The sequence below is a fragment of the Curtobacterium sp. NPDC087080 genome (assembly GCF_044745105.1).
Classification (GTDB): Bacteria; Actinomycetota; Actinomycetes; order Actinomycetales; family Microbacteriaceae; genus Curtobacterium.
This window is the reverse complement of record NZ_JBIUZP010000008.1, coordinates 1-26,139: the sequence shown is the minus strand read 5'-3', so window position 1 is coordinate 26,139 and position 26,139 is coordinate 1. Positions and strand designations below refer to the sequence as shown.

The 26,139-nt window shown below is 73.0% G+C and carries 26 protein-coding genes; 16 read left to right on the top strand and 10 right to left on the bottom strand.

Annotated features, from left to right (window positions below; translation table 11 throughout):
• The first annotated feature begins 8 nt into the window (after window positions 1-8).
• Both ACIPEQ_RS16175 and ACIPEQ_RS16170 read left to right on the top strand, forming a co-directional pair.
• Window positions 9-257: a type II toxin-antitoxin system Phd/YefM family antitoxin gene (locus tag ACIPEQ_RS16175; protein ID WP_126890033.1), complete on the top strand. Its 249-nt coding sequence runs from the start codon at window positions 9-11 to the stop codon at window positions 255-257.
• Window positions 254-655: a type II toxin-antitoxin system VapC family toxin gene (locus ACIPEQ_RS16170; RefSeq protein ID WP_402715959.1), complete on the top strand. Its 402-nt coding sequence runs from the start codon at window positions 254-256 to the stop codon at window positions 653-655. The genes ACIPEQ_RS16175 and ACIPEQ_RS16170 overlap by 4 nt, the downstream gene beginning before the upstream one ends.
• A 7-nt stretch (window positions 656-662) precedes the next feature.
• On the opposite strand, the gene ACIPEQ_RS16165 is transcribed toward ACIPEQ_RS16170, so the two are convergent.
• On the bottom strand, window positions 663-2,126 hold the full coding sequence (locus tag ACIPEQ_RS16165) for a hypothetical protein (RefSeq protein ID WP_402715958.1): 1,464 nt from the start codon (window positions 2,124-2,126) through the stop codon (window positions 663-665).
• A 93-nt stretch (window positions 2,127-2,219) separates the two neighbouring features.
• On the opposite strand from ACIPEQ_RS16165, the gene ACIPEQ_RS16160 reads away from it, so the two are divergent.
• On the top strand, window positions 2,220-3,557 hold the full coding sequence (locus ACIPEQ_RS16160) for a uracil-xanthine permease family protein (protein WP_402715957.1): 1,338 nt from the start codon (window positions 2,220-2,222) through the stop codon (window positions 3,555-3,557).
• A gap of 187 nt (window positions 3,558-3,744) precedes the next feature.
• Here the strand turns inward: ACIPEQ_RS16160 and ACIPEQ_RS16155 are convergent, their stop codons facing one another.
• Complete coding sequence (locus tag ACIPEQ_RS16155; protein ID WP_402715956.1) at window positions 3,745-4,407, bottom strand: GAP family protein; 663 nt, start codon at window positions 4,405-4,407, stop codon at window positions 3,745-3,747.
• Window positions 4,408-4,468: 61 nt separating this feature from the next.
• On the opposite strand from ACIPEQ_RS16155, the gene ACIPEQ_RS16150 reads away from it, so the two are divergent.
• From ACIPEQ_RS16150 to ACIPEQ_RS16140, 3 genes are all read left to right on the top strand, one after another.
• Entirely contained in the window at window positions 4,469-5,803 is a 1,335-nt protein-coding gene (locus ACIPEQ_RS16150; protein WP_402715955.1) for an MATE family efflux transporter, read from the top strand.
• Complete coding sequence (locus ACIPEQ_RS16145; RefSeq protein ID WP_402715954.1) at window positions 5,800-7,017, top strand: lipopolysaccharide biosynthesis protein; 1,218 nt, start codon at window positions 5,800-5,802, stop codon at window positions 7,015-7,017. Before ACIPEQ_RS16150 ends, ACIPEQ_RS16145 begins: the two co-directional genes overlap by 4 nt.
• A 106-nt stretch (window positions 7,018-7,123) precedes the next feature.
• Window positions 7,124-7,513 (top strand): DUF4190 domain-containing protein, encoded by a 390-nt coding sequence (locus ACIPEQ_RS16140; protein WP_402715953.1) that lies wholly within the window; start codon window positions 7,124-7,126, stop codon window positions 7,511-7,513.
• 13 nt (window positions 7,514-7,526) lie between these two features.
• Here ACIPEQ_RS16140 and ACIPEQ_RS16135 read toward each other — a convergent pair whose 3' ends face one another.
• The gene (locus ACIPEQ_RS16135; protein WP_402715952.1) at window positions 7,527-8,672 is read right to left on the bottom strand and encodes a substrate-binding domain-containing protein; all 1,146 of its coding nucleotides are present in this window, start codon (window positions 8,670-8,672) and stop codon (window positions 7,527-7,529) included.
• Between the two features lie 124 nt (window positions 8,673-8,796).
• On the opposite strand from ACIPEQ_RS16135, the gene ACIPEQ_RS16130 reads away from it, so the two are divergent.
• The 4 genes from ACIPEQ_RS16130 to ACIPEQ_RS16115 all read left to right on the top strand — a co-directional run bounded on the left by ACIPEQ_RS16130 (window position 8,797) and on the right by ACIPEQ_RS16115 (window position 12,930).
• Complete coding sequence (locus tag ACIPEQ_RS16130) at window positions 8,797-10,194, top strand: MFS transporter (protein WP_402715951.1); 1,398 nt, start codon at window positions 8,797-8,799, stop codon at window positions 10,192-10,194.
• Window positions 10,195-10,203: 9 nt separating this feature from the next.
• Complete coding sequence (nucS, locus tag ACIPEQ_RS16125) at window positions 10,204-10,899, top strand: endonuclease NucS (protein ID WP_402715950.1); 696 nt, start codon at window positions 10,204-10,206, stop codon at window positions 10,897-10,899.
• A gap of 107 nt (window positions 10,900-11,006) precedes the next feature.
• Window positions 11,007-11,672, top strand: coding sequence for an HAD hydrolase-like protein (locus ACIPEQ_RS16120; protein WP_402715949.1), 666 nt, complete (start codon window positions 11,007-11,009; stop codon window positions 11,670-11,672).
• Window positions 11,673-11,682: 10 nt separating this feature from the next.
• The gene (locus ACIPEQ_RS16115) at window positions 11,683-12,930 is read left to right on the top strand and encodes a CynX/NimT family MFS transporter (protein ID WP_402715948.1); all 1,248 of its coding nucleotides are present in this window, start codon (window positions 11,683-11,685) and stop codon (window positions 12,928-12,930) included.
• A gap of 632 nt (window positions 12,931-13,562) precedes the next feature.
• Here ACIPEQ_RS16115 and ACIPEQ_RS16110 read toward each other — a convergent pair.
• The 4 genes from ACIPEQ_RS16110 to ACIPEQ_RS16095 are packed head-to-tail and all read right to left on the bottom strand — an operon-like array spanning window position 13,563 to window position 15,970.
• On the bottom strand, window positions 13,563-14,396 hold the full coding sequence (locus ACIPEQ_RS16110; protein ID WP_402715947.1) for an SDR family oxidoreductase: 834 nt from the start codon (window positions 14,394-14,396) through the stop codon (window positions 13,563-13,565).
• A 43-nt stretch (window positions 14,397-14,439) separates the two neighbouring features.
• Window positions 14,440-15,129 carry a nucleoside/nucleotide kinase family protein gene (locus ACIPEQ_RS16105; protein WP_402715946.1) on the bottom strand — a complete coding sequence of 230 codons (690 nt, stop codon included), beginning with the start codon at window positions 15,127-15,129 and terminating at the stop codon, window positions 14,440-14,442.
• A 59-nt stretch (window positions 15,130-15,188) separates the two neighbouring features.
• Window positions 15,189-15,539, bottom strand: coding sequence for a hypothetical protein (locus tag ACIPEQ_RS16100; RefSeq protein WP_402715945.1), 351 nt, complete (start codon window positions 15,537-15,539; stop codon window positions 15,189-15,191).
• Entirely contained in the window at window positions 15,536-15,970 is a 435-nt protein-coding gene (locus ACIPEQ_RS16095) for an NUDIX hydrolase (protein ID WP_402715944.1), read from the bottom strand. Before ACIPEQ_RS16095 ends, ACIPEQ_RS16100 begins: the two co-directional genes overlap by 4 nt.
• Window positions 15,971-16,275: 305 nt before the next feature.
• On the opposite strand from ACIPEQ_RS16095, the gene ACIPEQ_RS16090 reads away from it, so the two are divergent.
• Window positions 16,276-17,580, top strand: coding sequence for an alpha/beta hydrolase (locus ACIPEQ_RS16090; protein WP_402715943.1), 1,305 nt, complete (start codon window positions 16,276-16,278; stop codon window positions 17,578-17,580).
• 13 nt (window positions 17,581-17,593) lie between these two features.
• The gene (locus tag ACIPEQ_RS16085) at window positions 17,594-18,349 is read left to right on the top strand and encodes a DUF4184 family protein (protein WP_402715942.1); all 756 of its coding nucleotides are present in this window, start codon (window positions 17,594-17,596) and stop codon (window positions 18,347-18,349) included.
• On the opposite strand, the gene ACIPEQ_RS16080 is transcribed toward ACIPEQ_RS16085, so the two are convergent.
• A complete protein-coding gene (locus ACIPEQ_RS16080) occupies window positions 18,339-18,923 on the bottom strand; it encodes a TetR/AcrR family transcriptional regulator (RefSeq protein ID WP_402715941.1) in 585 nt (194 codons plus the stop codon). The genes ACIPEQ_RS16085 and ACIPEQ_RS16080 overlap by 11 nt on opposite strands.
• 162 nt (window positions 18,924-19,085) lie before the next feature.
• On the opposite strand from ACIPEQ_RS16080, the gene ACIPEQ_RS16075 reads away from it, so the two are divergent.
• On the top strand, window positions 19,086-19,724 hold the full coding sequence (locus tag ACIPEQ_RS16075) for an AmiS/UreI family transporter (RefSeq protein WP_402715940.1): 639 nt from the start codon (window positions 19,086-19,088) through the stop codon (window positions 19,722-19,724).
• Window positions 19,725-19,761: 37 nt separating this feature from the next.
• Entirely contained in the window at window positions 19,762-21,006 is a 1,245-nt protein-coding gene (locus tag ACIPEQ_RS16070) for an acyl-CoA dehydrogenase family protein (protein ID WP_250368129.1), read from the top strand.
• 85 nt (window positions 21,007-21,091) lie between these two features.
• On the opposite strand, the gene ACIPEQ_RS16065 is transcribed toward ACIPEQ_RS16070, so the two are convergent.
• A complete protein-coding gene (locus tag ACIPEQ_RS16065) occupies window positions 21,092-22,414 on the bottom strand; it encodes a carboxylesterase family protein (protein WP_402715939.1) in 1,323 nt (440 codons plus the stop codon).
• A gap of 110 nt (window positions 22,415-22,524) precedes the next feature.
• Window positions 22,525-23,820 carry an MFS transporter gene (locus ACIPEQ_RS16060; RefSeq protein WP_402715938.1) on the bottom strand — a complete coding sequence of 432 codons (1,296 nt, stop codon included), beginning with the start codon at window positions 23,818-23,820 and terminating at the stop codon, window positions 22,525-22,527.
• Window positions 23,821-24,071: 251 nt separating this feature from the next.
• Here ACIPEQ_RS16060 and ACIPEQ_RS16055 point away from each other — a divergent pair, with 251 nt between their 5' ends.
• Both ACIPEQ_RS16055 and ACIPEQ_RS16050 read left to right on the top strand, forming a co-directional pair.
• Complete coding sequence (locus tag ACIPEQ_RS16055; RefSeq protein WP_402715937.1) at window positions 24,072-24,872, top strand: sugar phosphate isomerase/epimerase family protein; 801 nt, start codon at window positions 24,072-24,074, stop codon at window positions 24,870-24,872.
• Window positions 24,869-25,984 (top strand): Gfo/Idh/MocA family protein, encoded by a 1,116-nt coding sequence (locus ACIPEQ_RS16050; protein ID WP_402715936.1) that lies wholly within the window; start codon window positions 24,869-24,871, stop codon window positions 25,982-25,984. The genes ACIPEQ_RS16055 and ACIPEQ_RS16050 overlap by 4 nt, the downstream gene beginning before the upstream one ends.
• Window positions 25,985-26,139: the final 155 nt, after the last annotated feature.

Sequence of the window (26,139 nt, the reverse complement as noted above, 5' to 3'; positions counted from 1 at the left end):
CTTCGGTCATGAAGACCATCACCGTGGGACAGCTGCGGCAGAACCCGACGCGCATGCTCGCTGAGGTCGAAGCGGGCGAGACCTACCGCGTGACTCGTCACGACCACGAAGTGGCACGGGTCGTCCCGCTGGCTCCTGGCCTTCCGGTGGTCCCCAGGAGACGTGCCGGGGGGTCACGCCTCGCGCAGCTCCCTCGACACGAGCTGCAGACCGCGCGGGACATCGACGAACTCCTGGCGGACGAGCGCGACAGGTGACCGTCTACTACCTCGACACCTCGGTCGCGCTCCGAGCACTGCTCGGGCACTCACCGACCGCCGCCACCTGGATCGACGGTGTCTCCGCGGACCCGGGACACGAGCTGGTCACGTCTCGTCTGCTGCAGACGGAACTCACCCGTGTGCTCCGCCGCGAGCGTCTACCCGTCGCCCTCCGGAACGAGCTCCTCGACGTCGTCGACGTCCTGCCGATCACCGACGGCGTGCTCGCGGCCGCGGAGTCCATCGAGCCCCACATCAAGACACTGGACGCTGTCCACCTCGGTTCGGTCATCGCCGCCGGTCTCGACGCCACGATCGTCACGCACGACGCCGGCATGCGGGCGGCCGCGGAGTACCTCGGGTACCCGTGCCACGATCCGGTGGCAGAGACCTGACTCGGCATCACGGTCCGGACACCGTCGTCCCCACGCGCCGACGAGCCGTGAAGGCACCGACGACGATCGCCGCGGCGGCGACCGCCGACGCTCCGACGGACACCTGGACGACCCCTGCCGCGTCCGGCACGATCGTCGACACCTGCAGGTCGACGAGGGACAGGTAGGGCACCCAGGCCAGCAGGACCCACGCGGTGAGCGGCACCGGGAACAGTCGCGGCAGGGCGGTGAGTCCGGCGCCCATCACGATGGTGATGATCGGCAGGACGGTCAGCGAGTACCGGGTGTTGGGTGCTCCACCGCCGTGGACGTAGTCGATCTCGACGACGGTCAGGATCGCGGCGACCGCGAGGAACATCAGCACGATCAGCGTCGTCGACGTCCGGTCACGTCGCCGTCCGGTCGTCGCGGCCACGGTGCGGGACCGTCCGACGGCCCGACGTCCGGCCGCCCAGGTCCCGACGACGCCCGCGAGGACCATCGGGAGGATCATGAGCACCCACTGCACGAGCTGGACCGGCTCGGCCGGGTCCAGGACGCCCCGGTAGATCCCGAAGAGTCCGGTCCAGAAGTCCGGGTCCGTCGCGACCTCCGCCCTGGGGCGCACGACGCGCCCCATGTTCTCGATCCCCCAGTCCGCCTGCCGGCCGCTGAACGACCCGGTCAGCTGCTGGTTGCGGAACCAGAACCACCCCGACGCGAGCGCGGCGGTGACGACGGGGGTGGCGGCCGCGAGCAGACGCGCCGGCACACCGGTGAGCCTGCCGGCCCGCACGGTGGGGGCGACGGCCAGCGCGACGACGAGGGCGACGAGCCAGAGCGCGAAGGACAGGCGGGTCGCCGTGCCCCCGGCGCCGACGATCGCGGCGCCGACCAGGAGCCTGCTCGTGACACCGGTCCGCAGCGCCGCGCCCGCGATCCCGCAGGCGAGCACCGAGAACAGCACGAAGAGGACGTCGTTGTAGATCGACCCACCCTGTTGGACGAGCATGCCGGCGAAGGCCGTGACGACGGCGACCGCGCCCGGGAGCAGGCGGGCGGTGGGGAAGCACCGCCAGGCGGCCCACGCCGACGCGAGGACCACACCGCCGGCCATCGCGGCACTCATCACCCGTCCGGCCAGCACCGCGGCCAGCGCGTCGCCGCCGTCGAACAGGGGTCCGACGACCGGAGCGAGGACGAGGTAGTACAGCGGCGGGTGCTGCGCGACCCACTGCACCGGGGTCGTGCTGCCGAACGGGGCGTTGTACGTGATGCCGTCCTCGAAGACGGGCAGGTGCGCGTGCCACACCGACAGGACGTAGTCGAGGTGCGCGGGCTCGTCGCCGCCCTCCAACGGTGGGTAGGTGAAGGCCCGTGCGACGGACGCAGCCACCACGAAGACGACGGCGGCGACGACCACCAGGTCGATCCAGGGTCGGGTCGCCGACCGGGCCGCGAGCCGGGTACTGGCGCGTCGGAAGCGTCTCATGTGCGGTGGTGCGTCCCTCTCCGGAGTGTCGTGCTCCCCACAGACAGGCTCCCACGGACGGCTGGACCGGACGGCAGCCGCTACGGTGCTGCCATGGGACTCGGCTGGAAGCTGCACGGTGACGGCGCGACCGTCTCCTCCTCGACCATCGTGGCGCCGGACGAGCGCCTCTCCTGGGGTCGCACCATCGGGCTCGGCGTGCAGCACGTCGTGGCGATGTTCGGCGCCACCTTCCTCGTGCCGCTCATCACGGGCTTCCCGCCCTCGACGACCCTGCTGTTCAGCGGTGTCGGCACGATCCTCTTCCTGCTCATAACCGGCAACCGTCTGCCGAGCTACCTCGGCTCGTCGTTCGCGTTCCTCGCCCCGATCGGCGCCGCGACGAAGATCGGCGGCATCCCGCTCGCGCTGTCCGGGATCATCGTGGTCGGCGTCCTGCTCGCCCTCGTCGGCGCGATCGTGCACCTGGCCGGCGCCGGGTGGATCGACCGCCTGATGCCCCCGGTGGTGTCGGGCGCGATCGTCGCGCTGATCGGCTTCAACCTCGCGCCGGCCGCCCGCGACAACTTCACGAAGGCCCCCGTCGTCGCGCTGATCACCCTGGCCGCGATCATCCTGGTCACGGTCCTGTTCAAGGGGCTGCTCGGTCGCCTGTCGATCGTCATCGGCGTGCTGGTCGGGTACGTCGCGGCGCTCCTCGCCGGCGAGGTCGACCTGACGAAGGTCGCCTCCGCCCCCTGGATCGGCCTGCCGACCTTCACCGCCCCGGCCTTCGACCCGGGCCAGCTCGCGATCTACCTCGGCTTCGTGCCGGTCGTGCTCGCCCTGGTCGCCGAGAACGTCGGGCACGTCAAGGGCGTCGGCCAGCTGACCGGCCGCGACCTCACGCCGCTCACCGGTCGCGCGCTCTTCGCCGACGGCGTCTCGACCGTGCTCGCCGGCGCCGGCGGTGGTTCCGCGACGACCACCTACGGCGAGAACATCGGCGTGATGGCCGCCACTCGCGTGTTCTCGACGGCCGCGTACTGGGTCGCGGCGATCGTCGCGATCCTGCTCGGTCTGTCGCCGAAGGTCGGCGTGGTCATCTCGTCTGTGCCGGCCGGCGTGCTCGGCGGTGCGACCACCGCGCTGTACGGCCTGATCGGCGTCATCGGCATCCGCATCTGGGTCGAGAACCGCGTCGACTTCGCGAAGCCGAAGAACCAGCTGACCGCCGGCATCGCGCTGATCATGGGCATCGCCGACTTCACGTTCTCGTTCGGCGGCGCGACCTTCGGCGGCATCATCGTCGGGACGGTCGCCGCGATCGTCGTCTACCACCTGATGGACCTGGTCGGCCGTGCCCGCGGCACGGACCCGGCGACGCCCCGGGCGTCGGACGAGGCGCGCGCCGCCACCGGGGCGATCCCGGCAGAGCCGCGCGCGGACTGAGCCGCGGGATCACCGGACGGGAGGCTCGTGGCGGCGCCGCCACGGGCCTCCCGTCCGTCGCGTGGTCCAGCCACCCGCTCCAGCCGCCCGCTCCGTGGAGCAGCAATCGTCGGGTGGACGTGCTCGACCCGACGCTTCCTGCTCCACCGATGCGCCGAACGAGCGGCGTCCGGTCAGGCCAGATCCGTCAGGACAGGCCGGTCACGCCGACGGTGAGCTGGACCACCGCCAGGACCGCGAGCACCGCGACCAGACCGACGGAACCCCACCGGGCGATCCCCGCGCGCATCGCGGCGAGGGGGCGGCGGGCACGCGGACCGGCCGCGAGCGCCAGGACCACGGGCAGCACCGTCGTCGACGCGGCGACCACGACGAAGGCCGCGCCGGCCGCCAGCGCCACGCCGGGACCGGGTTCGGCGTCCCCGAAGGCCAGCCCAGCGGCCAGGGCGAGCACGATCGCCTTCGGGTTGCAGAACAGGAGCATCCCGAGCCCGAAGGCGTGCACCGGACCGACCCGCTCGACCACGTCCGCCCAGCGGGTGCTCGACGGGGACCCGTCCGGCAGCCGACGGACCGTCCACTGCCAGACCGCGAGCCCGGCGAGCACCACGCCCGCGACCAGGGCGACGATCGCCTGGACCGACGATCCGCCTGCCGTCTGCACGGGGAGCCGCTCCCCCACCGCGACCGCCAGCACGAGTGCCACGGCGACGGCCACGATCCAGCCGGCGGTGCAGGCGATCGCGGGTGCGTACCCCCGCCGGTGCCCGAGCAGCACGACCACGGACGCGACGGGCAGCGGGCTCAGCGCGATGCCGACGGCGCCGGGCGCGAGCGCGAGGAGGTCCACGGGCGCAGCGTACCGACGGCGGGACGGGCCGGTGCTGCTCCGACTCCGGCAGGATGGTCCGGTGCCCCGACCGACCTCGCCCGCCGCGACCACCGAGCGTCGGTCGGTCGACCGGGACATCGTCCGGCTCGCGCTGCCGGCGCTCGGCGCACTCGTGGTCGAGCCGCTGTTCCTGCTCACCGACACCGCACTCGTCGGGCACCTGGGGGCGACCGCGCTGGCCGCCGTGGGCCTGGCGAGCGTCGTGCTGCAGACGGTGACCGGTCTGCTCGTCTTCCTGGCGTACTCGACGACCCCGGCGGTGGCCCGGGCGCTGGGCGGGGGTGACCGCCGCGGTGCGGTGCACGCCGGCGTCGACGGGATGTGGCTCGCCCTCGGACTCGGGGTGCTGCTCGCGCTCGTCGGCTGGCCGCTCGCGGGGCCGCTCGTCGACCTGTTCGGCGCCTCGGCGGAGGTCTCGGCCGCGGCGACCGCGTACCTGACCGTCTCGCTGATCGGGCTCCCCGGGATCCTGGTGGTGACGGCCTCGACCGGACTGCTGCGCGGGCTGCAGGACACCAGGACCCCGCTGGTCGTGGCGACGATCGGGTTCGTGGCGAACGGGCTGCTCAACGCCGTGCTCATCTACGGCGCGGGCTGGGGCGTCGAGGGGTCCGCTGCCGGCACCGTGATCGTGCAGTGGGCGATGGCTGCCGTGTACGTCGTGATCGCCGTCCGGGCCGCCCAGGCATCGGGTGCACCGCTGCGGCCGGGGGCCTCCGGCGTGGTGCGGGCGCTCCGGTCCGGGGCGTGGCTGTTCCTGCGCACGGCGTCGTTGCGCGTGGCGATGCTCGCGACGGTCGCCACCGCGTCGGGCCTCGGCACGACCGGCCTGGCGACGACCCAGGTGGGTCTGACCGTGTTCTCGACGCTGGCCTTCGCCCTCGACGCCCTGGCCATCGCGGGGCAGGCGCTCGTCGGCCACGGGCTCGGCGCACGCGACCCCGACCGGGTGCGGCTCGTGACCCGGCGGCTCGTGCTGCTCGGCATCGTCGGCGGCGTCCTGCTCGGGGTGCTGACCCTCGCGATGAGCGGACTGCTCGGGCCGGTGTTCTCCGACTCGGCCGCGGTGCGCTCGGCCCTGCCGCTCGTGCTCGTGCTCATCGCCGTCGGGATGCCCGTCGCCGGGTACGTGTTCGTGCTCGACGGGGTGCTCATCGGCGCCGGTGACGCGCGGTACCTGGCCCTGGCCGGGCTCGTGAACCTGGTCGTGTACCTGCCGCTGCTCTGGTGGGTCGGCGGGACGCTCGCCGGGCTCTGGGCGGCCTTCTCGCTCGGGTACATCGGCGTCCGCGCAGTGACCCTCGGGGTGCGGGCGCACCGGCGGGGCTGGGTCGAACAGGCGCTGGCGCGGTGACCGGGCGCACGCACGGGCACGGGCGCGTCGCGTCGTCGGCGCTGCTCGCCACGATCGGCATCGGCGTGCAGGGGCTCGCGAAACTACTCGTCACCGTCGTCGTCGGCCGGGTGTTCGGCACCGAGACCCTCGGCCAGACCACCGCGCTGCTTTCGCTGTCGGTCTTCACCGCGCTGCTCTGGCCGAACGCCGCCGGCAACACCGCGTCGCGGGTGCTCGCGATCGCCCTGCGCGGGCGGCGGTCGGACACCGCGGTGAACCGGTTGCTCGGAGCGTCCATGGCGGTGTCGAGCGTCGTGCTCGCCGTCGTCACCGTCCCCGTCGCCCTCGCCTGGGGTGCGAGCCCGGGGATGGTCGTCGGTGGGGTCGGGGTCGTCGTCGGGTACGGGCTGTACTGCTACGCCCGCGGAGCCCAGCTCGGGTACGACCGGGCCCCGAAGGTCGCGCTGTGGGACACGGTCACGAGCCTGCTCGCCCTCGGGTTGCTCGTGGCGGCGTGCGTCGCCCGACTCGAGCCGCTCGTGCTGCTGCCCCTGGCGATCGGGTACACCGTGTTCGCCGTCGCCTGCTGGCCGCGAGGGAACCGTGCTCCCGACGCACCGGAACCGACCGCGGGGGTGCTCGCCTTCGCGGCGTGGAACGTCCTGGCGGTCGTGACCTCGAACGGGCTGCTGCAGCTCACGATGATCTCGGCGCAGGTCTCGGTCTCGGCGCACGAGGCCGGGGTGTACGCGGCGGCCTTCACCCTGGCGACCCCGGCGTCGATGGTCGGGCAGGCGCTCGGCCAGGTGCTCGTGCCGGCGTTCGCACACCGGTCGGACGGCGGGTCGCTGCGCTCGCGCGGGGTGCTCCTGCTCGTCGGGGGCTTCACCGCGGGGACCGCCGTGGTCTTCGGGCTCGTGGCGTGGCTCGCCGGGTGGTTCCTGCCGCTCGTCTACCCCGCCGAGGGAGCCGAGGCCGTCGCGGACCTGCGGTACCTGATGGTCGGCGTGTGGGTGTTCACCGTCGGACTCGTGCCGGCGGCGCTGCTGCTCGCCGCCGGGCGGTCCCGGCAGGTGGCGCTGGCGTCGGTCGCCGGGTTCGTCGTCGGGGTGGTGCTCATGGCGGTGCTCGCGCCGACGTGGGGGGTGGCCGGGGGCAGCACGGGGTTCCTGGTGGGGAGCGCGGTGAACCTCGTGGTGGTGGTCGTGCTCGGGCTGCGCGGCGCGCGATAGTTCGTCATGAAGGACGTCTTTCACAACAGATCATCGGAGTCGCGGCGCTCTGACGGTCCGGTACCGTTGGAGCAGGCGACGGCCGACTCGATGCGGGGGACGACAGATGAGCCATGACCAGTACCCGGGCCCGGGGAGCCAGGGCCAGCACCAGCCGCAGTACGCGCAGCAGCCGCCGCAGTACGCGCAGGCGCAGCAGTACGGGCAGCCGACGCACGTCACCGTGGGATTCCAGCCCGCTCCGCCCCGCGGCCTCAGCATCACGAGCATGGTGCTCGGCCTCGTCTCGATCGTCCTCGGCTTCACCTTCCTCGTGCCGCTCGTCGGGTTCGTCCTCGGCATCGTGGGTCTCCGGAAGGAACCCGCAGGACGTGGGATGGCCGTCACCGGTCTGATCCTGAACGGACTGTTCGTCGTCGGGTGGGCGCTGTTCCTGATCGTCGTGATCGGCATCGGCGCAGCCGGCATCGCCACGAGCGGCACGTCGGGCTCGTAGCCCACCGACGGGCTCAGGCCCGGCGCACCGGCCCCGTCGTGTCGCCGATCCGCAGCTCGGACCGGAAGGCCGCCGGCTGCGGTTCGGCCCCCTCGAGCATCGCGAGTGCCGCGCGTGCGGCGGCCCGACCCTTCTGCTCGAACGGCTGCACCAGGGTCGTGAGCTGCCGGATCGGCGACCGGTGGAGCAGGCTGTCGTCCACGGTGATGCCGTCGAACCCGATGACGCTGACGTCCTCGGGCACCCGGAGGCCGGCGTCGAGCGCTGCCGAGACGACCCCGACGGCGAGCAGGTCACTCTGCGCCACGACTGCCGTGGGCGTGGGCGCCCCCTTGGCGAACAGCGTCCGCCCGGCGACCCGGCCGTCCTCGACCGAACTCCCCGCGGCTTCGATCGCGGGCGCGTCCGGGTAGACCTCACGGACGCCGCGGAGCCGCTCGAGTGTCGTGTGGGCGACGCCCGACGCCTCGCGGACAGCGTCGACCGGACCGCAGCGCCGCTCGGCGTCGAGCGGCAGGGTCACGATCGTCACGGCGGTGTGACCGAGGTCGGCGAGGTACGACGCAGCCCGGTGCGAGGCCTCGCGGTTGTCGAGCTGGACGGGGACGGCGCCCTCGATGTCGTCCGCCTCGATGGCGACGACGGGGATCTGCCGACGACGGAGCACGGCGACCGCGGGGTCGATCCGGACGTTGCACCCGACCAGGACCACGGCGTCCATCGGGGCGTCGACGATCGGTCCGGCACCGTGCTCGTCGTCGAGGGGGCTGCGCACGAGGAGCAGGGAGGCACCGGCCTCACCCGCGACCTCGGCGATGCCGTCGAGCGTCAGGACGTTCACCGGGTCGCGGAAGGCGTCGCTCAGGCGCTCGTCCATCACCACGCCGATGACTCCGGAGCGGCCCCGGCGGAGCGAGCGTGCCCGAGGGTCGGGACCCCCGTAGCCGAGCTCGGCGGCGGCGGCGAGCACGCGGGCCTTCGCGTCGTCGGAGACCGGCCCCGCACCACTGAAGGCGAGGGACGCGGTCGAGGGCGCGACGCCCGCTGCCCGTGCGACCGCGGCGAGGGTCGGCCTCGGCCCGCGGCGCGCCGGACCGTCGGCGTGGTCGCGGGGGTTCGTCGTCCCGGACGCGCCGGGTGCTGTTGCCGGGTGGTCCATCGCCCGTTAGCGTAGTCACACGAGCCGGTCGAATCGATTCGACCGGACAGCCGGAGGCGGACATCCGACCAGGAATCCCCCGAACGGCGACCGCCACGACCAGCACGAGACCGGAAAGCTCCGCATGACGACGACGTCCACCCGATCCGCTCCGACGACCCGCACGTGGATCATCGCGGTCTTCGTGGCCTTCACGCTGTCCGGCCTGGCCATCGCCACCTGGCTCGGACGCATCCCGAGCGTGCGCGACTCACTCGGTGCCTCCACCTTCGAGATGGGCCTGCTCGTGCTCGGCATGGCGGTCGGCTCGATCGGTGGCCTGACCTTCGCGGGCCACATCGTCGCGAAGGTCGGTGCACGCCGGGGTGTGCAGGTGGCCTCGGTCTGCCTGGCGGTCGGCCTCGTCTTCGCGGGCTTCGCCGTCACCTACGGCTGGGGCTTCGCGGCGATCTGGGTCGGCCTCATCGCGTTCGGGTTCGGCAACGGTCTGGTCGACGTGTCGATGAACGTCTCCGGCGCCGCCGCCGAGAAGGCCGGCGGACGCACGATCATGCCGCTCTTCCACGCGGCGTTCAGCGTCGGCACGCTCGCCGGGGCCGGCCTCGGCGCGCTCACCGAGAAGCTCGAGGTGCCGGTCGTCCTGCACTTCGCCGTGCTCGGCGTCGTGGTCTGCCTGGTCATGCTCGCCGCGGCCTCGCGCTTCGGGGACGAGCACCGGTACGAGGAGCACGAGTCCACGGCGACCAGCCCGACTCCGGTGCAGCTCACGCGCCGGCAGGTCTGGGCGCAGCCGTCGACGCTCCTCATCGGAGTCATCGTGCTCGGCATGGCGCTGGCCGAGGGGTCCGCGAACGACTGGCTGCCCCTCGCCATGATCGACGGCCACGGGCTCGACAACGCCGCTGGGTCCGCGGTGCTCACGGTCTTCCTGGCCGCGATGACCGCCGGACGCATCGCCGGCAGCCCGCTCATCGACCGGTTCGGCCGGGTGCCCGTGCTCCGCGTGAGCGCCGCCGTCGCCGTGGTCGGCCTCGGCCTGCTCATCTTCGTCGACGTGATCCCGATCGCGATCGTCGGCGTGGTGCTCTGGGGCCTCGGCGCGAGCCTCGGCTTCCCCATGGGCATGTCCGCCGCGGCCGACGACCCCCGCTCGGCAGCGCTCAAGGTCAGCGCGGTGGCGACGATCGGCTACGTGGCGTTCCTCGCCGGTCCCCCGCTGATCGGGTTCCTCGGCGAGCACATCGGCCTGCTCGGCGCGCTGCTCGTGGTGTTCGTGTTCATCATCGCGGCCGGCCTGGCGTCGGGTGCGGCCCGTGAGACCGGCGCAGCGGCGGAGACCCTGCGGAAGCGCCGCGCAGGCCGGGGCGACGGCGGCGACGACGGGGTGGCAGGTGACCAGCAGCCGGACGCGCGGCAGCACGACGGTGGCGAGTCGCGCCTCCAGACCGACCGCCCGCACCACGGGACGGACGACACGATGGCGGACCCGGCCGCGTCGGGCGGAACGCGCACCGACCGTTAGGATCGCCGGGTGCGTCTCGTCATCGCCCGCTGCTCCGTCGACTACGCCGGACGCCTGTCGGCCCACCTGCCGCTCGCGACCCGCCTGCTCATGCTCAAGGCGGACGGCTCGCTGCTCGTCCACTCCGACGGCGGCAGCTACAAGCCGCTGAACTGGATGAGCCCGCCGTGCTCGATCGAGATGACCGAACCCGACGAGGAGCAGGCGAGCGCCGGCATCACCCAGGTCTGGACCGTCACGCAGAAGAAGACGCAGGACAGGCTCATCGTCAGCCTGTACGAGGTGATCGCGGACGAGAGTCACGACCTCGGCGTCGACCCCGGCCTGGTGAAGGACGGCGTCGAGGCGCACCTGCAGCAGCTCCTGGCGGAGCAGATCGAGCTCCTCGGTGACGGGCACACGCTCGTCCGCCGCGAGTACATGACGGCGATCGGACCGGTCGACATCCTGGCGCGGGACGACGCGGGCGCGAGCGTCGCGGTCGAGATGAAGCGCAACGCGAACATCGACGCGGTCGAGCAGCTCACCCGGTACCTCGAGCTGATGAACCGCGACCCGCACCTGCGGCCGGTGCAGGGCGTGCTCGCAGCGCAGACGGTCGCTCCGCAGGCCCGCACCCTGGCCGAGGACCGCGGCATCCGCGTCCTCGTGCTCGACTACGACGCGATGCGCGGCATCGAGGGCGGGCACACCCGCCTGTTCTGAGCGGTCGCGTCGAGGGCGCACCCGCCGGGAGGCTCGCCCCACCGCCCTGCGCGCCCACCGGCCCGCCCCGCGGCCGGTCACACCGCCCCGACTAGGCTGGTCAGGACATGACGCGCCCGTACACCGCCATCCTGTTCGACCTCGACGGGACCATCAGCGACTCCGCTCCGGGGATCCTCGAGAGCATGACGCACACCTTCCGCACGGTCGGCGTGCCCGTGCCGGACCACGCGACCCTGATGTCGTTCGTCGGCCCGCCGATCATGGACACGTTCAAGACGGCGATGGGGATGGACGACGCGGGCGCCGAGCGCACCCTGGCCGTGTACCGCGAGCACTACCTGTCGCACGGAGCCCTCGACTCGGCGATGTTCCCCGGCATCGACGTCGTGCTGCGCACCCTGCACGATGCCGGGCTGCCGCTGTCGACCGCGACGAGCAAGCCCGAGACCCCCGCCACGGTGATCCTCGACCACTACGGCCTGACCGGGTACTTCGACTTCGTCACCGGCGCGAGCGACGACGAGGTCCGGAGCGCCAAGGCCGACGTCGTCGCCGAGGCCCTGCGTCGCCTCGAGGCCGCCGGCCACGACGTGAGCCGCCCGGTGCTCGTCGGCGACCGACTGCACGACGTCGAGGGAGCCCGCGTGCACGGCGTGCCGGTCGTCTTCGCCGAGTGGGGCTACGGCTCCCCCGCCGAGGCCGAGGGCACCGTCGCCAGCGCCGCCACCCCGCTCGACCTGCTGCCGATCCTCCTGCCGGACGCCGCGTGAGCGGGCACCGGTGACCGCCGTCGCCCGTCGCGGCCTCCGCGGCGCGGCCTGGCTGCTGCCGGCGGCGATCGTCCTGATCGCCCTCAACCTCCGCGGACCGATCGTGGCTCCGGCGCCGGTGATCGGCGACCTGCGGGTGGACCTCGGGCTGACCGCGACGATCGCCGGGCTCCTGACGACGATCCCGGTGCTGTGCTTCTCGCTCGCGACGCCGTTCGCCAGCTGGGTGATCGCGAAGGCCGACCCGGAGCGTGCGGTGTCCCTGGCGCTCGTGATCGTGCTCGCGGGGACGATCGTCCGCTCGACCCCGTCGGCGGCGTCGCTGCTCGTCGGTACCGCGGTGATCGGCATCGGCATCACGATCGGCAACGTGGTGATCCCGGTGGTCATCCGGCGCGACACCTCCCCCGAACGCGTCGGACTGGTCACCGGCGTGTACACGTCGGCGCTCAACGTCGGGTCGATGATCACCTCGCTCGGCACCGCGCCGATCGCCGCCGCGTGGGGGTGGCCGGTGGCCATCGCCGTGTGGGCGGTCTTCGCCGTCGTCGCCGGGCTGGCGTGGACGTACGCGGTCGGAGCACGCGCGGCCTGGCTCCGACCGGTGCGGAGCGAGCCCGTGGTCGTGACGGGTCCGGTCGAGCTCCTCACCGAGACCGGGTCGATCCGCACGGTTCCGGCAGCGGCGACGCCCGTCCGCCCCTCGCGTCGGCTCATCACCTGGGGGCTGACGCTGGCGTTCGGTGGCCAGGCGTTCTCGTACTACGCCCTGACCGCCTGGATCCCGACGCTGCTGCACGACGAGATCGGCTTCTCGGCGGAGTCCTCGGGCGCGAGCTCGTCGGTGTTCCAGATCCTGGCGGTCGTCGGCGCGCTCGGTGTCCCGGTGCTCGCCAGCCGCTGGCGGCCCCGCGCGATCATCGCCCTGGTCGCGTTCCTCTGGCTCGCGATGCCCCTCGGGCTGCTGTTCGCGCCGCAGCTCTGGCTGCTCTGGTCGGTGCTCGGCGGAGCGGCGCAGGGCGGGGGCATCACCGTCGTCTTCATCATCGTCGTGCGGATCGTCACGAGCGACGACGACGCCCGCCGGATGTCCGCGTTCGTGCAGGGCGGCGGGTACCTGATCGGCTCGGCGGGCCCGCTCGTCGCCGGGTCCCTGCACGGGGCGACCGGGAACTGGACGGCTCCGCTGCTCGTCGTGCTCGTCGCGGTGCTGACGCTCGGCGTCGCGGGGACGCTCGCGGCGCGGCGCGTGCGCTGACGCGCGCGGCGCAGCGCAGCAGCGCAGCAGCGCGGCGCGGCCCGGCCCGCGGCTCGCGGCTCGCGGCTCGCGGGGCCACCGGCGGGACGTGGTTCGACGCGCTCCCGAACAACCGTCTGCACGTCGCGCCACGGAAGGACGTGGTTCGACGTGCCTCCCGTTGTGCCGCCGCAACCGGACCGGGCGAGGCGGACGCGCCTCCAGAGGGTGCGAGGGCGGCCGCCAGCGGTTCGGGTCCGGGGCGGGCGCCCTCGCGCTACGGCGCCGTCGGGTTCGACGCTGCGTGTCAGACGAGACCAGCCCGGGAACAGGGATCCGGGCTCCCGCGGTCAGGGTCCCGCGGGGTAGCCCGACCGAATGTACGCGGGGTCCGGCCGCGCATCCCAGGCGAGCGCTGATCGGACTGCCGTGGATCGCTCGGCGGCGCACCGGGGTGCAGTGCCTGGCTGTGACCCGAACACAGCCAGACACGACGACCCATCGCCTCGCGACGGAGGCTCCGGCGGCCCCGGCACGAGTGCCGTGGACCACGCCAGTGAACCAGGTGGGGCGTCCCGGCACGACACCCACAACGCGGGGGGAACGACCGTTCTCCGGCCGACAGCCAGCGCGTCGGGGCCGGCGTCGGCTGGTCAGCCCGCCTGCAGCACCTCGCGCAGCGACAGCGGACGACGACCGGTGACCCGCTCGACGTCCGTCGAGACGTGCGCCAGCGCACCCTCCGCGATGGCCGTGTAGGTGCTCACCCACGCGTCCGCCTGCCACGGCTCCGGGTTCCAGCGCGCTCGCGAGGCGTACGCCTCCGCCACCGTCTCCGGCTGGTACGTCACCGCGCGGCCGCGCACCTCGGAGACGGTCGCGGCCGCCTGGGCGAGGGTGATCGCCTCGGGCCCGGTCAGCTCGTACGTCCGGTCGACGTGGTCCGACGGGTGCAGCAACACCTCGGTCGCGATCCGCGCGACGTCCGCCCGCGCGACCGCGGCCATCGCACCGACGCCCGCCGGTCCCCGGATCACGCCGTCCTCGCCGACCAGGTCCTCGACGAAGTCGAGGTAGAACGAGTCCCGCAGGAACGTGTGCGCCATCGGGGTCTCCTCGATCGCGCGCTCCGTGGCCCAGTGGTCGCGGCCGAGCGTGAAGGTCGCATCCGGCGCCGCCCCGACGAACGACGTGTAGACGACGTGCCCGACACCCGCGTCGACCGCCGCGCCCACGAACGCGCGGTGCTGGTCGAGGCGGTCCTGCGCCTCGGCACCGGAGACCATGAGCAGCAGGTCCACGCCCTCGAGCGCGGCGCGGGAGGCGTCGACGTCGGCGTACGAGGCGACCGCGACCTCGGCCCCGGGCAGCTTCGGTGCGCGCGCCGGGTCGCGCACGAGCATGCGGAACGGCGTGCCCGCCGCCGCGAGCGCGCGGGCGACGGTGCCGCCGATGTTACCGGTGGCTCCGGTGATGGCGATGGTCATGGTCGCTCCTGTCGTTCGGTGCTGCTGGTCGGGTCGGGTCGGCTCAGGTCCGGACCGTCCTGGAGGCTCGCCCCACCGTGGCAGCGACCCTCGCCGCGTTCACGCCGTCGACCTCCAGCGCCCAGGTGCGGGCCGCCTCGTGGTCGCGTCCGTGCCGCATGTGCCGGCCCACCAGACGGTCGACGCGGACCCGGTCGTCCACGACGCACGCCCAGGTCTCGGTGAACAGGTCGGTCAGGGCGGACCACGGCGCGTCGGTGTCGAGCAGGTAGTTGCCCTCGGAGACGACGAGCCTGGTGCTCCGCGGGACGGCGATGCTGCCCGCGACGGGTTCGTCGACGCGGCGGTCGAAGTCCGGCGCCCAGACCACCTCGTCGGCAGTGACGACCCCGTCGGCGGCGGTGCCGTCGTCGGCGTTCCCGTCGTCGGGGACGACCAGGCGCCGGACCAGGGCGACGTAGCCGGCGGCGTCGAAGGTGTCGATCGCGCCCTTGCGGTCGTGCCGCCCGAGGGCGTCGAGCGCGGCGTTCGCCAGGTGGAAGCCGTCCATCGGGACCTGCACGGCGGTGCCGGGTCCGTGTGCCGCGACGACCGCCGCGACGATGCGTCGGGCCAGGGCCGACTTGCCTGCTCCGGGTGCACCGGCGATGCCGAGGACCGCGCGTCCGGGGCCCGCGGCGAGCGCCACCGCCCGCTCGACGGCGGCGTCGACGGACAGCTCGGTCGGGGTCACGGTCCCATCCTGACAGGAGCGGTGGTTCACTGGCCGCATGGTGGATGCGACGACGGCGTTCAGCGTCCTCGAGGGCTGATCCGGTCCCAGGTGTCGCGGAGGGCCCCGGGGGGCAGCAGCGCGTCGACCTCGGCGGTCAGGTCCGCCAGGGCCGTCAGGTGCTCGGGCAGGAGGAGGTCCCACGGCACGGGCGCGACGCGCTCGATCGACCGGAGCGTGGCGGTCTCCGGGTCGGTGCCCCACTGCTCGGCGAGGGCGTGCACGAGCACGTCCTGCTCCAGGCGCAGCGCGCGCAGCCGGTCGAGCAGCTGACCGGTGCGGTCCGGCTCGGCCGCAGCGGTGACCAGGTCGCCGAGCAGGGCTCGCTCGTCCCAGAGCCGGGCGGACAGGTCGGTGGCCTCGCCGCTCACGGTCGTCGTGCCCAGTCGAGGGCGATCGGCACGAGCAACCCGTGCCGGCGGTGGGGCAGCTCGGCGATCGGCACCCACGCGGCCTCGTCGGTCGAGCCGTCGGCCTCGTTGCGGAGCTCGCCGCCGGTGACGGTCACACGGAACACCACCTGCACGGCCTTCATCGGTCGCCCGGTGTCGTGCATCCGGCGTTCCTTCGGCACGATGTGGTGCCGGATGCCGAGGAGCGGACCACACGTCGCCTCGTACCCGGTCTCCTCGAGGACCTCGCGGACGACGGCCTGCTCGACGGTCTCGTCGAACTCGACGCCACCGCCCGGCAGCGTCCACGTGCCGGCCTCCGGGATCCGCAGTCGGGCCAGGAGCACGCGGTCGCCCTCGGTGATCACGCCGTAGGCGGCGAGCCGGGTGTCGTAGTCCGTGTACTCCATCCGCCGACCTTGCCAGGATCGCCCGGAGGGCACACCCAGACGCGCCGCCGGTGACCCTCCGGTGCGGGGTCGGTGCGGACCTCCGCACGGTCGACGGACCACCCGGAGCTGGCCGGTCGGACAGGCCCGCCCCGTCGGCCGACCACCTCGCGTGCAGGATCGCTCAGGATCAGCCGGGAGAGCACCGGGGAAGGCCCCTCCGGCCCCGGTTCGGACACCTCGACTCGCTACGGTCACTGGACCACGCCGCTCCTGTCCCGTCTCCCGTCGGATGCCCGAGAGCGTCCCGACCGCCGGACCCGCCCGTGACCACCCTGCCGCTCCTGTCCGCCCACGTCCTGCTGCCCCTCTACGCCCTGACCCTGCTCGCCGCCGTCCTCGTGCTCACCGCCGTCCGCCGGTCCTGGCGCTGGGCGGCGATCGCGATCGTGGTGGGCGCACTGGTCGGTGCGGTGCTGTCCTGGTTCCTCGGCGACGTCCTCGACGTGCTCGGGGTCCCGCCGACCTGGGTCGACCGGGTCTGGACGGGCGTGGTCTGTGCCCTGCTCGGCGTCGCCGTCATCGGACTGGTGCGCGGCGGCGGACGCGCACGGCGGGCCAGGTGGACGACCAGGGTGGTCGCCGCGCTGCTGGTGCCCCTCGCCCTGCTGTCCGGCGGGCTCGCGGTGAACCGGGACGCCGGGCTCTTCCCCACGATCGCCGACGCGTTGGGGCAGTCCCACGTGCCACCACTGCGCCTGCCGGACGACCCGGACCCGGGGTCGTCCCCGGTCGACGCCGCGAGCTGGCGACCGCCGCACGACATGCCCTCCCACGGCCGCTACGGATCGGTGCGCATCCCCGGTGCGGTCTCGCACTTCCACGCCCGACCGGCCATCGTCTGGCTGCCGCCGGCCGCACTCGTCGAGCACGCCCCCGAGCTGCCCGTGGTCGTGATGCTGTCCGGGCAGGGCCCCGGTGCGGCCCCGGCGAACATCATCGAGGCCGGTCGGATGGCGACCCGGCTCGACGCGATCGCCCAGCGGAACCACGGGCTCGCGCCGATCGTCGTGATGCCCGACCAGCTCGCCCGCGCCTCGAACAACCCGATGTGCATCGACGGTCCGCTCGGGAACAGCGCCACCTACCTGACGAGCGACGTCCCGACCTGGGTGCACGAGCACCTGCACGCCGCCACCCGCGCCGAGGACTGGGCGATCGCCGGCTTCTCGCAGGGGGGAACCTGCGCCCTGCAGCTCGGCGCCGGTCACCCCGAGCGCTTCGGGTCGTGGATCGACGTCTCCGGGCAGATCGGACCGGTGCTGCAGGACCGCGAGGACACCATCTCGAGGGGTTTCCACGGCGACAGCGCAGCCTACGAGGCCGCCCAGCCGCTCCGGGTGCTCGCCGAAGGGGCGCCGTACCGCGACTCCGCCGCGTTCGTGGCCGCCGGCGCAGACGACAGCCGGTACGGACCGGTGGTCCCGAAGGTGGTGGCCGCCGCACGCGCTGCGGGCATGCAGGTGACCGAACGGATCGTCGAGGACGGTGGGCACGACTGGCACACCGCCGGCGTCGCCCTGGCCGAGGGCGTCGAGTGGTTCATGCACCGCACGCACCTGACCCGATGACGAGGACGTGACCGTGCCCTTCACCGTCAGCCACGCGGTCGTGGCCCTCGCCGCCCGCCGGACCCTCCTGCCGGTCGCCGCCGTCGCGGTCGGGTCGATGGCACCCGACGCAGTGCTCTTCGCACCGTTCCTGCCGCGTTACGAGGACGCCCACTCCTGGTGGGGCATCCCGACGATCGACCTCGCCGTCTCCCTGGTCGTGCTCGCCGCGTGGTGGTTCCTCGTGCGGCCGGCCTGGGCTCCGGTCGTCCCCGGACTGCGACGACGGCTGCCGTCCGGATGGGATCGTCGACCCGTCCTCACCGCGCGGGACGCGCTGCTCGTCGTCGTCGGGTGCGTGCTCGGCAGCGTGACGCACGTCGTGTGGGACGGCTTCACGCACCCGCACGGCTTCGTGGTCCTGGCCTGGCCGGCGCTCCGCGACACCACCGTCGGCGACTACCCGCTGCCCTTCTTCCTGCAGGACGTCTCGAGCGTGCTCGGACTGCTGGCGCTGCTCGTCGTCGCCGCGGTGTGGTGGCGACGGGCCGACGTCGGGTCGGCGGAGCCCCTGCGTCCCGTCGAACGCCTCGTGCCGGTCGCGGCCCTGACCCTGGTCGTCGTGCTGGCGCTGGCCGTCGGCACGCGTGCGCTGCTCGGGGGTGCGGGGATCGGCGGGACCGTCACCGCACTCGCGTTCCGGGTGCCGGCACTCGTGGGGGCGGTACTGGTCGTCGGCGCCGTCGCGCTGCTCGTCGCACGAGCGGGCACGGCTCGCCTCAGGCGCTGACGGCGGCCGCCGCCCACCCGGCCCGCATGCGGGCGACCGCCCGGTCCCACGCGGCGAGCAGGTCGGCGTCGTCGCGGAGCATCGCCTGCAGCTGGAGGCCCTCGAAGAGCGCGACGAGCTGCTCGGCCGCGTGCCGCGGTGAGACACCCCGCGGCTCACGGCCGGCGATGACGTCACGCACGAGCGCGAGCGTCACGTCCTCGAACAGCATCGTGTACTGCTGCCGGAACCATCCCGAGGCCGGGTGACCCGGGGTCGAGGTGGCGCTGAGCAGCGCGATGCGGACCCGGACGATCGCGGGGTGCTGGTGACCGCGGTCGAGCCGTGCCCGGAGGTAGGCGACGGCCCCGTCCTGCTCGGCGACCCCGCGGAGTGCATCGCGACCGGCCTTGGCCCACCGGTCGACGACGGCCACGACGAGCAGCTCCCACGACGGGAACACGCGGTGCACCTCGGCGACGGGGACGTCCGCGGCACGTGCGACGTCGTCCGGTCCGACCGCGTGGAAGTCGCCGTCACGGAAGGCATCGGCGGCACCGGCGACGATGCGGGCGCGGAGGTCGGCGTCGGGCATGTGGTCGATCCTGCCCACCGAGCGGTGTCCGCGCGACCTCCCCGTCCGGGGGCGAGCGACGTCGGGAGCGGCAGTGACCGCTCAACGTCACGGAGCGTCACCGTCGGACACAGTCCGACACAACCCTTCCGCGGCCGTCGCCTCGCTGCCACGGTCGTCGCCATGGCGTACATCTGCTTGGTGCTCTCCGGAGCGGCACTGCTCATCAACGGGCTCACCCTGCTCGGTCGGGTCCCCGGCCGCGACAGCGGTGTGTTCAACGTCCTGATCGGCGGGCTGCAGCTCGTGCTGTCCACGGCCGTCGCCGTCACGGCCGACGGGTCGCTGCCCGTCCTGCTCTCGATCGCGGGGACGTTCCTCTTCGGCCTCACCTACCTGTACGTCGGGATCGACGCGCTCGCGGGGCTCGGCTCGACGGGGCTCGGCTGGTTCTGCGGCCTCGTCGCCGCGATCGCCGTCGTCTCCGCGGTCACGAACGTCACCGTCGACCCGGTCCTCGCCGTGCTGTGGGTGACCTGGGCCGGGCTCTGGACGCTCTTCTTCCTCCTGCTCGCCATGGGTCGTGACCTCGGCCGGTACACCGTCTGGGCCCTCGTCCTCGCCAGCCAGACCACCACGACCGTGCCGGCGCTCCTCGGGCTCTCCGGTCGGTGGCCGGCCGGGGCCGCGTGGACCGTCGGGGCCGCCCTGGTCGCGGTCGTCGTCTTCGTCGGCGCGGCCGTGCTCTCACGACGCGGGGGGCGGCGAGCGCCCTCGACCGCCGCCCAGCCCCAGGTCGTCACACCGACGGCCACCGCCTGAACAGCACCCGCACACGCAACCCGGAAGGCACGACACCATGACCGACACCACGGCCGACCAGCTCGGCACCGCCCAGACCACCGCACCGGTCGACTACGAGACCCTGGCCGGCCGCTTCCGGCCGATCTTCGACCGCATCGCCGCCGGCGCCTCCGAGCGGGAGCAGGACCACCGGCTCCCCTTCGACGAGATCCGCGAACTCGCAGCCGCCGGGTTCGGCGCGGTCCGCGTCCCCGTCGCGTTCGGTGGCGCGGGCGCGACCCTCCCGCAGCTCTTCCGCCTGCTCACCGAGCTCGCCGCCGCGGACAGCAACATCCCGCAGGCCCTGCGCGGGCACTTCGCCCTCGTGGAGGACCGTCTCGTCGGGCGCTCCGGCGAACGCGATGCCTGGCTCGAACGCTTCGGTCGGGGCGAGATCGCCGGCAACTCCTGGACCGAGGTCGGCGCCGTGCAGATCGGCGACGTCGTCACGAAGGTCACGCCGCAGGACGACGGCACCTTCCGCATCAGCGGGCAGAAGTACTACTCGACGGGCAGCATCTTCGCGGACTGGATCGACACGTACGCGGAGCGCACCGACACCGGCGACCGGGTCATCGCGATCGTCGACGCACACCAGCCGGGGGTCGCCCACTCGGACGACTGGGACGGCTTCGGCCAGCGGACCACGGGCTCGGGGACGAGCACGTTCACCGACGCCGTCGTGCAGGCCGACGCGGTCGTGCTGTTCGACGACCGGTTCAAGTACCAGACCGCGTTCTACCAGGCGGTGCTCCTCACCGTGCTCGCCGGCTCCGTCCTGGCCGCCGAGCGGGAGATCGCGCTGCAGGTCCGGAACCGCAACCGGGTGTTCTCGCACGGCAACGCCGACAGCTTCGCCGCGGACCCGCAGATCCTGCAGGTCGTCGGCGAGGTGTCCGCGGCCGGTTTCGCGGCGACCGCGATCGTCGACCGGGCGGCCGAGGCGCTGCAGGCCGCGTACGAGGGTGCTGCCCTCGACGAGGCCGAGGACGAGCGACGCAACGACCGCGCCGAGCTCGCGACCGCACAGGCGCAGGTCGCGCTCACGTCCCTCGCGACCACGGCGACGTCACACCTGTTCGACGCCCTCGCGGCCTCGGGTGTGAGCACGACGAAGAACCTCGACCGGCACTGGCGGAACGCCCGCACCGCGGGGAGCCACAACCCGTGGGTGTTCAAGGCCCGGATCGTCGGCGACCACGCCGTCAACGGGGTCGAACCGCCCCGGGTCTGGGCGATCGGGGCGACGCGTCGCGGCTGAGCGCCGCAACACCGCAGCACACCGGCGCAGGGGTCGGGGCCGAGTGCCCCGGCCCCTCGCGGTGCAGCCGGCGCGACCCCGTGGGTCACCCCCGGTCGAACACCAGCGTCTCGTCGTCCGCAGCGGTCACCCGACCGGTCCGCGCGAACTCCGCCCAGATCGCCCGCAGCGCCCTTCCGCGCCGATCGACCTCCGGCCAGTCCCGCTCCGGAACGAACCGGCTGCCGACCCACGCCGTCCGTCCGCCGAGCAGCAGCGGCAGGTCGCTCATGTGCACCGCTCCGACCGGCACGACCGACGGGTGCCGCAGCAGCCGGTACACCGTCGCCCGACCACCGGCCTCCCGGTGCCGAGCGGCGAAGCGTCGTGCATCGCGACCGTAGATCACCTCGGACAGCGGCCGCACGAGCAGCCATCGCAGCAGCGACCGCAGCGGTCGGGACCGCGCCGCCGTCCGGAGCCCGGGGACGAGCGGCACGTACATGCCCGCCTCGTCGGAGCCGGACCCGATGAGCACGTCGACGTCGGGGGCGACGGAGCGCCAGGCCCGGTCGGTGTCACGTTCGGCGGGCAGCGGCGCGAACCCGTACTGCGTGCCGAACGGCATCCCGCCGGCCAGGCCGTACCGACCGCCGGCCCTCGTCGCGCGGGCCTGCCGCTCGAGGACCTCGTCGAGCGGGGCGTCTCCCGCGACCGCTCCGACGGCCCGGACCATCGCCCGGTTCATCCGCGCTCGGCCCCGCGACAGCCCGAGCGGTGCGCTCTGCACGATCGCCCGACGGAACAGCCCGCACGCACCCTCGCTGATCATGAGGTGCGCGATCGCGTCGGCTCCTGCGGACTGCCCGAACGCCGTCACCGCGGCGGGGTCGCCGCCGAACGCCGCGATGTTCCGCTGCACCCACCGGAACGCCTCGACCAGGTCGAGCAGGCCGAGGTTCGCCGGCACCGTCCCGCCGTCGCCGAGGAACCCGAGCACGCCGAGTCGGTACGTCACCGTGACGACGACCACGCGCTGCTCCGCCACCAGGTCGTGCGCGTCGTGGATCGGCAGGTCACCGCCGCCGAGCACGTAGGACCCACCGTGCACCCACACCATCACCGGCAGGCGCTCGTCGGGTCGGACGTCCGAGGGCACCGTGATGCTGAGGCGCTGGCAGTGCTCGTCGACCCGCAGGTGGTCCATCGACGGCAGGAGCTGGTCGACGGAGGTCGCGCTCGGCTGCGGCGGGACGGGCGCCGGGGTGTCGGCGCGGAACGGCTCGGGGAACGGCGGCTGCGGCGTCGGCGGTGCGAAGCGGTCGGCCTGCGCGTACGGGATCCCGAGGGCGCGGGTCACCTCGCCGTCGACGACCGCCTCGATCGTGCCGGCCGGGGAGTCGAAGGGACGGGTGTCGGTGGTTGGCACCGACCCACGCTAACGGCGCGACCTGCGGACGTACGGCAGACGGACGGGAGGCGCGGTGCCAGCTGGCACCGCGCCTCCCGTCCGTCAGTGGTGGCGACCCGCGACGGGCGTCAGCGGACCCGCTTGATCGGGATGACCACCAGGGCGCCCAGCAGGGCGACGATCCCGGCGGCCCAGCACATGAGCTCGTAGTTGTCGGGGTGACTGCTGCCGATCTTCAGGAAGAAGAGCGAGATGGCGGGTGCGAGCGACTGCGGCAACGCGTTGGCGATGTTGATCACACCGAGGTCCTTGCCCGGGCGGTCGGCGTTCGGCAGCACGTCCACGACGAGCGCGGTGTCGATGGCCGAGTAGATGCCGTAGGCGAAGCCCATGACGACCTCGGCGACGTAGAAGCCGGTCACGGTGTCGGCGTGGGCGAGGATCACCAGGCCGACCGCGAACAGCGCGGTCGAGCCACCGACGAAGACCTTGCGGCGGCCGATCCTGTCCGATGCCCACCCGGAGAGCGCCGCGCTGACGAGCAGCGCGAGCGTGTAGAGGAGCACGCCGAACGCGACCGCCTCGGTGGCGTCCTTCAGGTTGTCGATCCCGAGGTGCTCCTGCATGTAGAGCAAGCGGTACGTCGTGAACATGAACGTCGCGAGGATGATCAGAAAGCGCGACCACCACGCGAACGCGAAGTCGGGGTTCTTGATCGGGTTCGTCCAGAACGACGAGATGAGGTTGATCCAGGTGAACGGCTTGAGCTTGTAGGTCGGCAGGTCGTCACGGGCGACCAGGGCGTACACGACGACCAGGACGATCGCCAGGATGCCCGGGGCGATGAACAGGACCGGCAGGTTCGCGACGAAGAACACCGACAGGTACGTGCCGGCGAGCACGGCGATGTTCTGCGCGAGCGCGATGATGCTCGACGCCCGGCCGCGCTGGAGCTGCGGGACGTTGTCGGCGAAGCTCGCGAGCAGGGTGGCGAGCGTGGCGTTCGCGGCGAGCTGCGCGAGCAGCCAGCCGAGCGTCAGGTTGAGGACGTCGGGCGCGTAGGCGATCCAGGCGAGCGCGATCGCGAAGACCACCACGCCGCCGAGCAGCCACGGGCGGCGACGACCCCAGCGCGTGCGGGTCCGGTCGGACAGCGCACCGGCCAGCGGGTTCATGATGAGCGCGCCGAACGCACCGATCGGCAGCACGGAGCCGATGACGTTCGCCGCGTCGTCGCCGACCAGGGCCTGCGCCTTGATCTGCATGCTGACGTAGACCGGGGCCATGAGCGCCACGAACAGACCGAACTGTCCGAGGAACAGGGCGACCTGGTAGCCGATCCCCACCTTGACGGTGCTGACGGGCTGGGTGATGCCCTCTTCCGGGTTCAGCAGTGCGGGGCTGCCGGGTTCGGGTGTGCTCATGACGCCTCCTTGAGTCGATCGGAAACCTTGTGTTGCAAGGTTTTCCGTCGGCGAGCATACATCGCTCGGGCCGCGAGCGACACGTGTCGTTCAGGTTCGCAGAAGCGGCGCAACGAGACGGCGCGGCACCGACGCGCGACAAAAACTACACAGCGGGTGGTTTTTGGGGTAGCGTCGATCTCGATCTCGCCGGGGAGCATCGATCCTCGACGGGCCCCGACAACCTGACAGGACCGAAGGAGCCCTCTGCCATGCCCACCACCTCTGTGCAGCTGTACTCGCTGCGCGACGCCATCGCCGAAGACCTCGACAAGGCCATCGCCCGGGTGCGCGAGATCGGCTACGAGAACGTCGAGCCGTACGCGTTCGTCGAGCGCGCTGCCGACCTCGAGAAGGCCTTCGCCGCCACCGGGCTGCGGGCTCCTTCCGGCCACGTCGCCGTGATCGACGCCGAGGACACCGCTCCGATCTGGGACGCCGCCGAGCGCCTCGGCATCCAGACCGTCATCGACCCCTTCATCCCGACCGACCGCTGGCAGACCGCCGACGACGTCGCGAAGATCGCCGAGCGCGTCAACGAGCTCACCGCCGAGGCCACCGCGCGCGGCCTGCAGTTCGGGTACCACAACCACCAGTGGGAGTTCACGAACAAGGTGGACGGCAAGACCGTCTACGAGCTCTTCGTGTCGCAGCTCTCGCCGGAGACCGTCCTCGAGGTCGACACCTTCTGGGCCACCGTCGGCGGCGCCGACGCACCGGCCGTCCTGAAGTCGCTCGGCGACCGCGTCGTCGCGATCCACGTCAAGGACGGCAAGGTCGACGGTGACATCCTCACCGCGCTGCCCTCGTCCGAGAGCGCCCTCGTCGTGCCCGAGGCACTGCAGCGCGCCTTCGAGAACCAGACCCCGGCCGGCCAGGGCGACGTCGACGTGCGGGGCATCCTCGCCGCCGCACCGCAGGCCATCCGCGTCGTCGAGTTCGACGCGTACTCGGGTGACGTCTTCCAGGGCATCACCGAGTCGCTCGCCTGGCTGAAGGACAACGACAAGTGAGCCGCGTCGGAGTCGGCGTCATCGGTGCCGGCAACATCTCGGACCAGTACCTGACCAACCTGACGCAGTTCGCCGACGTCGAGGTCCTGATGGTCGCCGACCTCATCCTCGAGCGCGCGGCCGCGCAGGCCGAGAAGTACGGTGTGCCGTCGTCGGGCACGGTCGAGGAGCTCCTCGCCCGCGACGACATCTCGATCGTCGTCAACATCACGATCCCGGCCGAGCACGCGAAGGTCGGCCAGCAGATCATCGCCGCCGGCAAGCACACCTGGAGCGAGAAGCCGGTCGCCACCACGGCCGAGGACGCCCAGGCGCTCCTCGCCGCCGCGTCGGCCGCCGGCGTCCGGTACGCGACCGCCCCCGACACCGTGCTCGGCGCCGGGATCCAGACCGCGATCCGTGCCATCGCCCGCGGTGACATCGGCACGCCGCTCACCGCGACGACGATGTTCCACGTGCCCGGCCCGGACCAGTGGCACCCGGACCCCGAGTTCCTCTACGCCGAGGGCGCCGGTCCGCTGTTCGACATCGGCCCGTACTACGTGACGACCCTCCTCCACGCGTTCGGCTCGGCCTCACGCGTGCAGGCCGTGTCGTCGAAGTCGCGCGAGACCCGCGTGATCGGCTCGGGCCCCCGTGCCGGCACCGAGTTCGCCGTCGAGGTGCCCACGCACCACGCCGCGCTCATCTCGTTCGCCGACGGCCAGTCCGCGCAGACGACGCTGTCATTCCAGCACGCCCTGCCCCGCAACGGCTTCGTCGAGATCAACGGCTCCGAGGGCACGATCGTGCTGCCGGACCCGAACGTCTTCGACGGTGACAGCACGCTGTGGACGCTCGGCAAGGACGAGCCGACGACCCTCGAGCACAAGGGCTCGACCTGGGGTCGCGGCACGGGTGTCGTCGAGATGGCGCGTGCGATCGCCGAGGGCCGCCCGGAGCGCGCCTCCGGTGCCGTCGCGTCCCACGCGCTCGACGTCATGCTCGGCATCCGGGACGCCGCCGATTCCGGCCAAGCCGTCGAGATCACCTCGCGGATCACGAAGCCGGAGCCGCTGCCGGAGGACTTCGACCCGGCTGCCGCCGTCCTGGCGGAGGGCGTGCGCGCCTAGGTGACCAGGTGACGGACGGGAGGCGGGGGGGCCCCGGGGCCCCCGCCCCCCCGCCCGCCCCCCCCGCCCCCCCCCCCCCCCCCCCGGGGGGCCCCCCCCCCGGGGGGGGGGGGGGGCGTGAATTAAAAAGTGAAGAACGGGGAAGTTTTAAACAA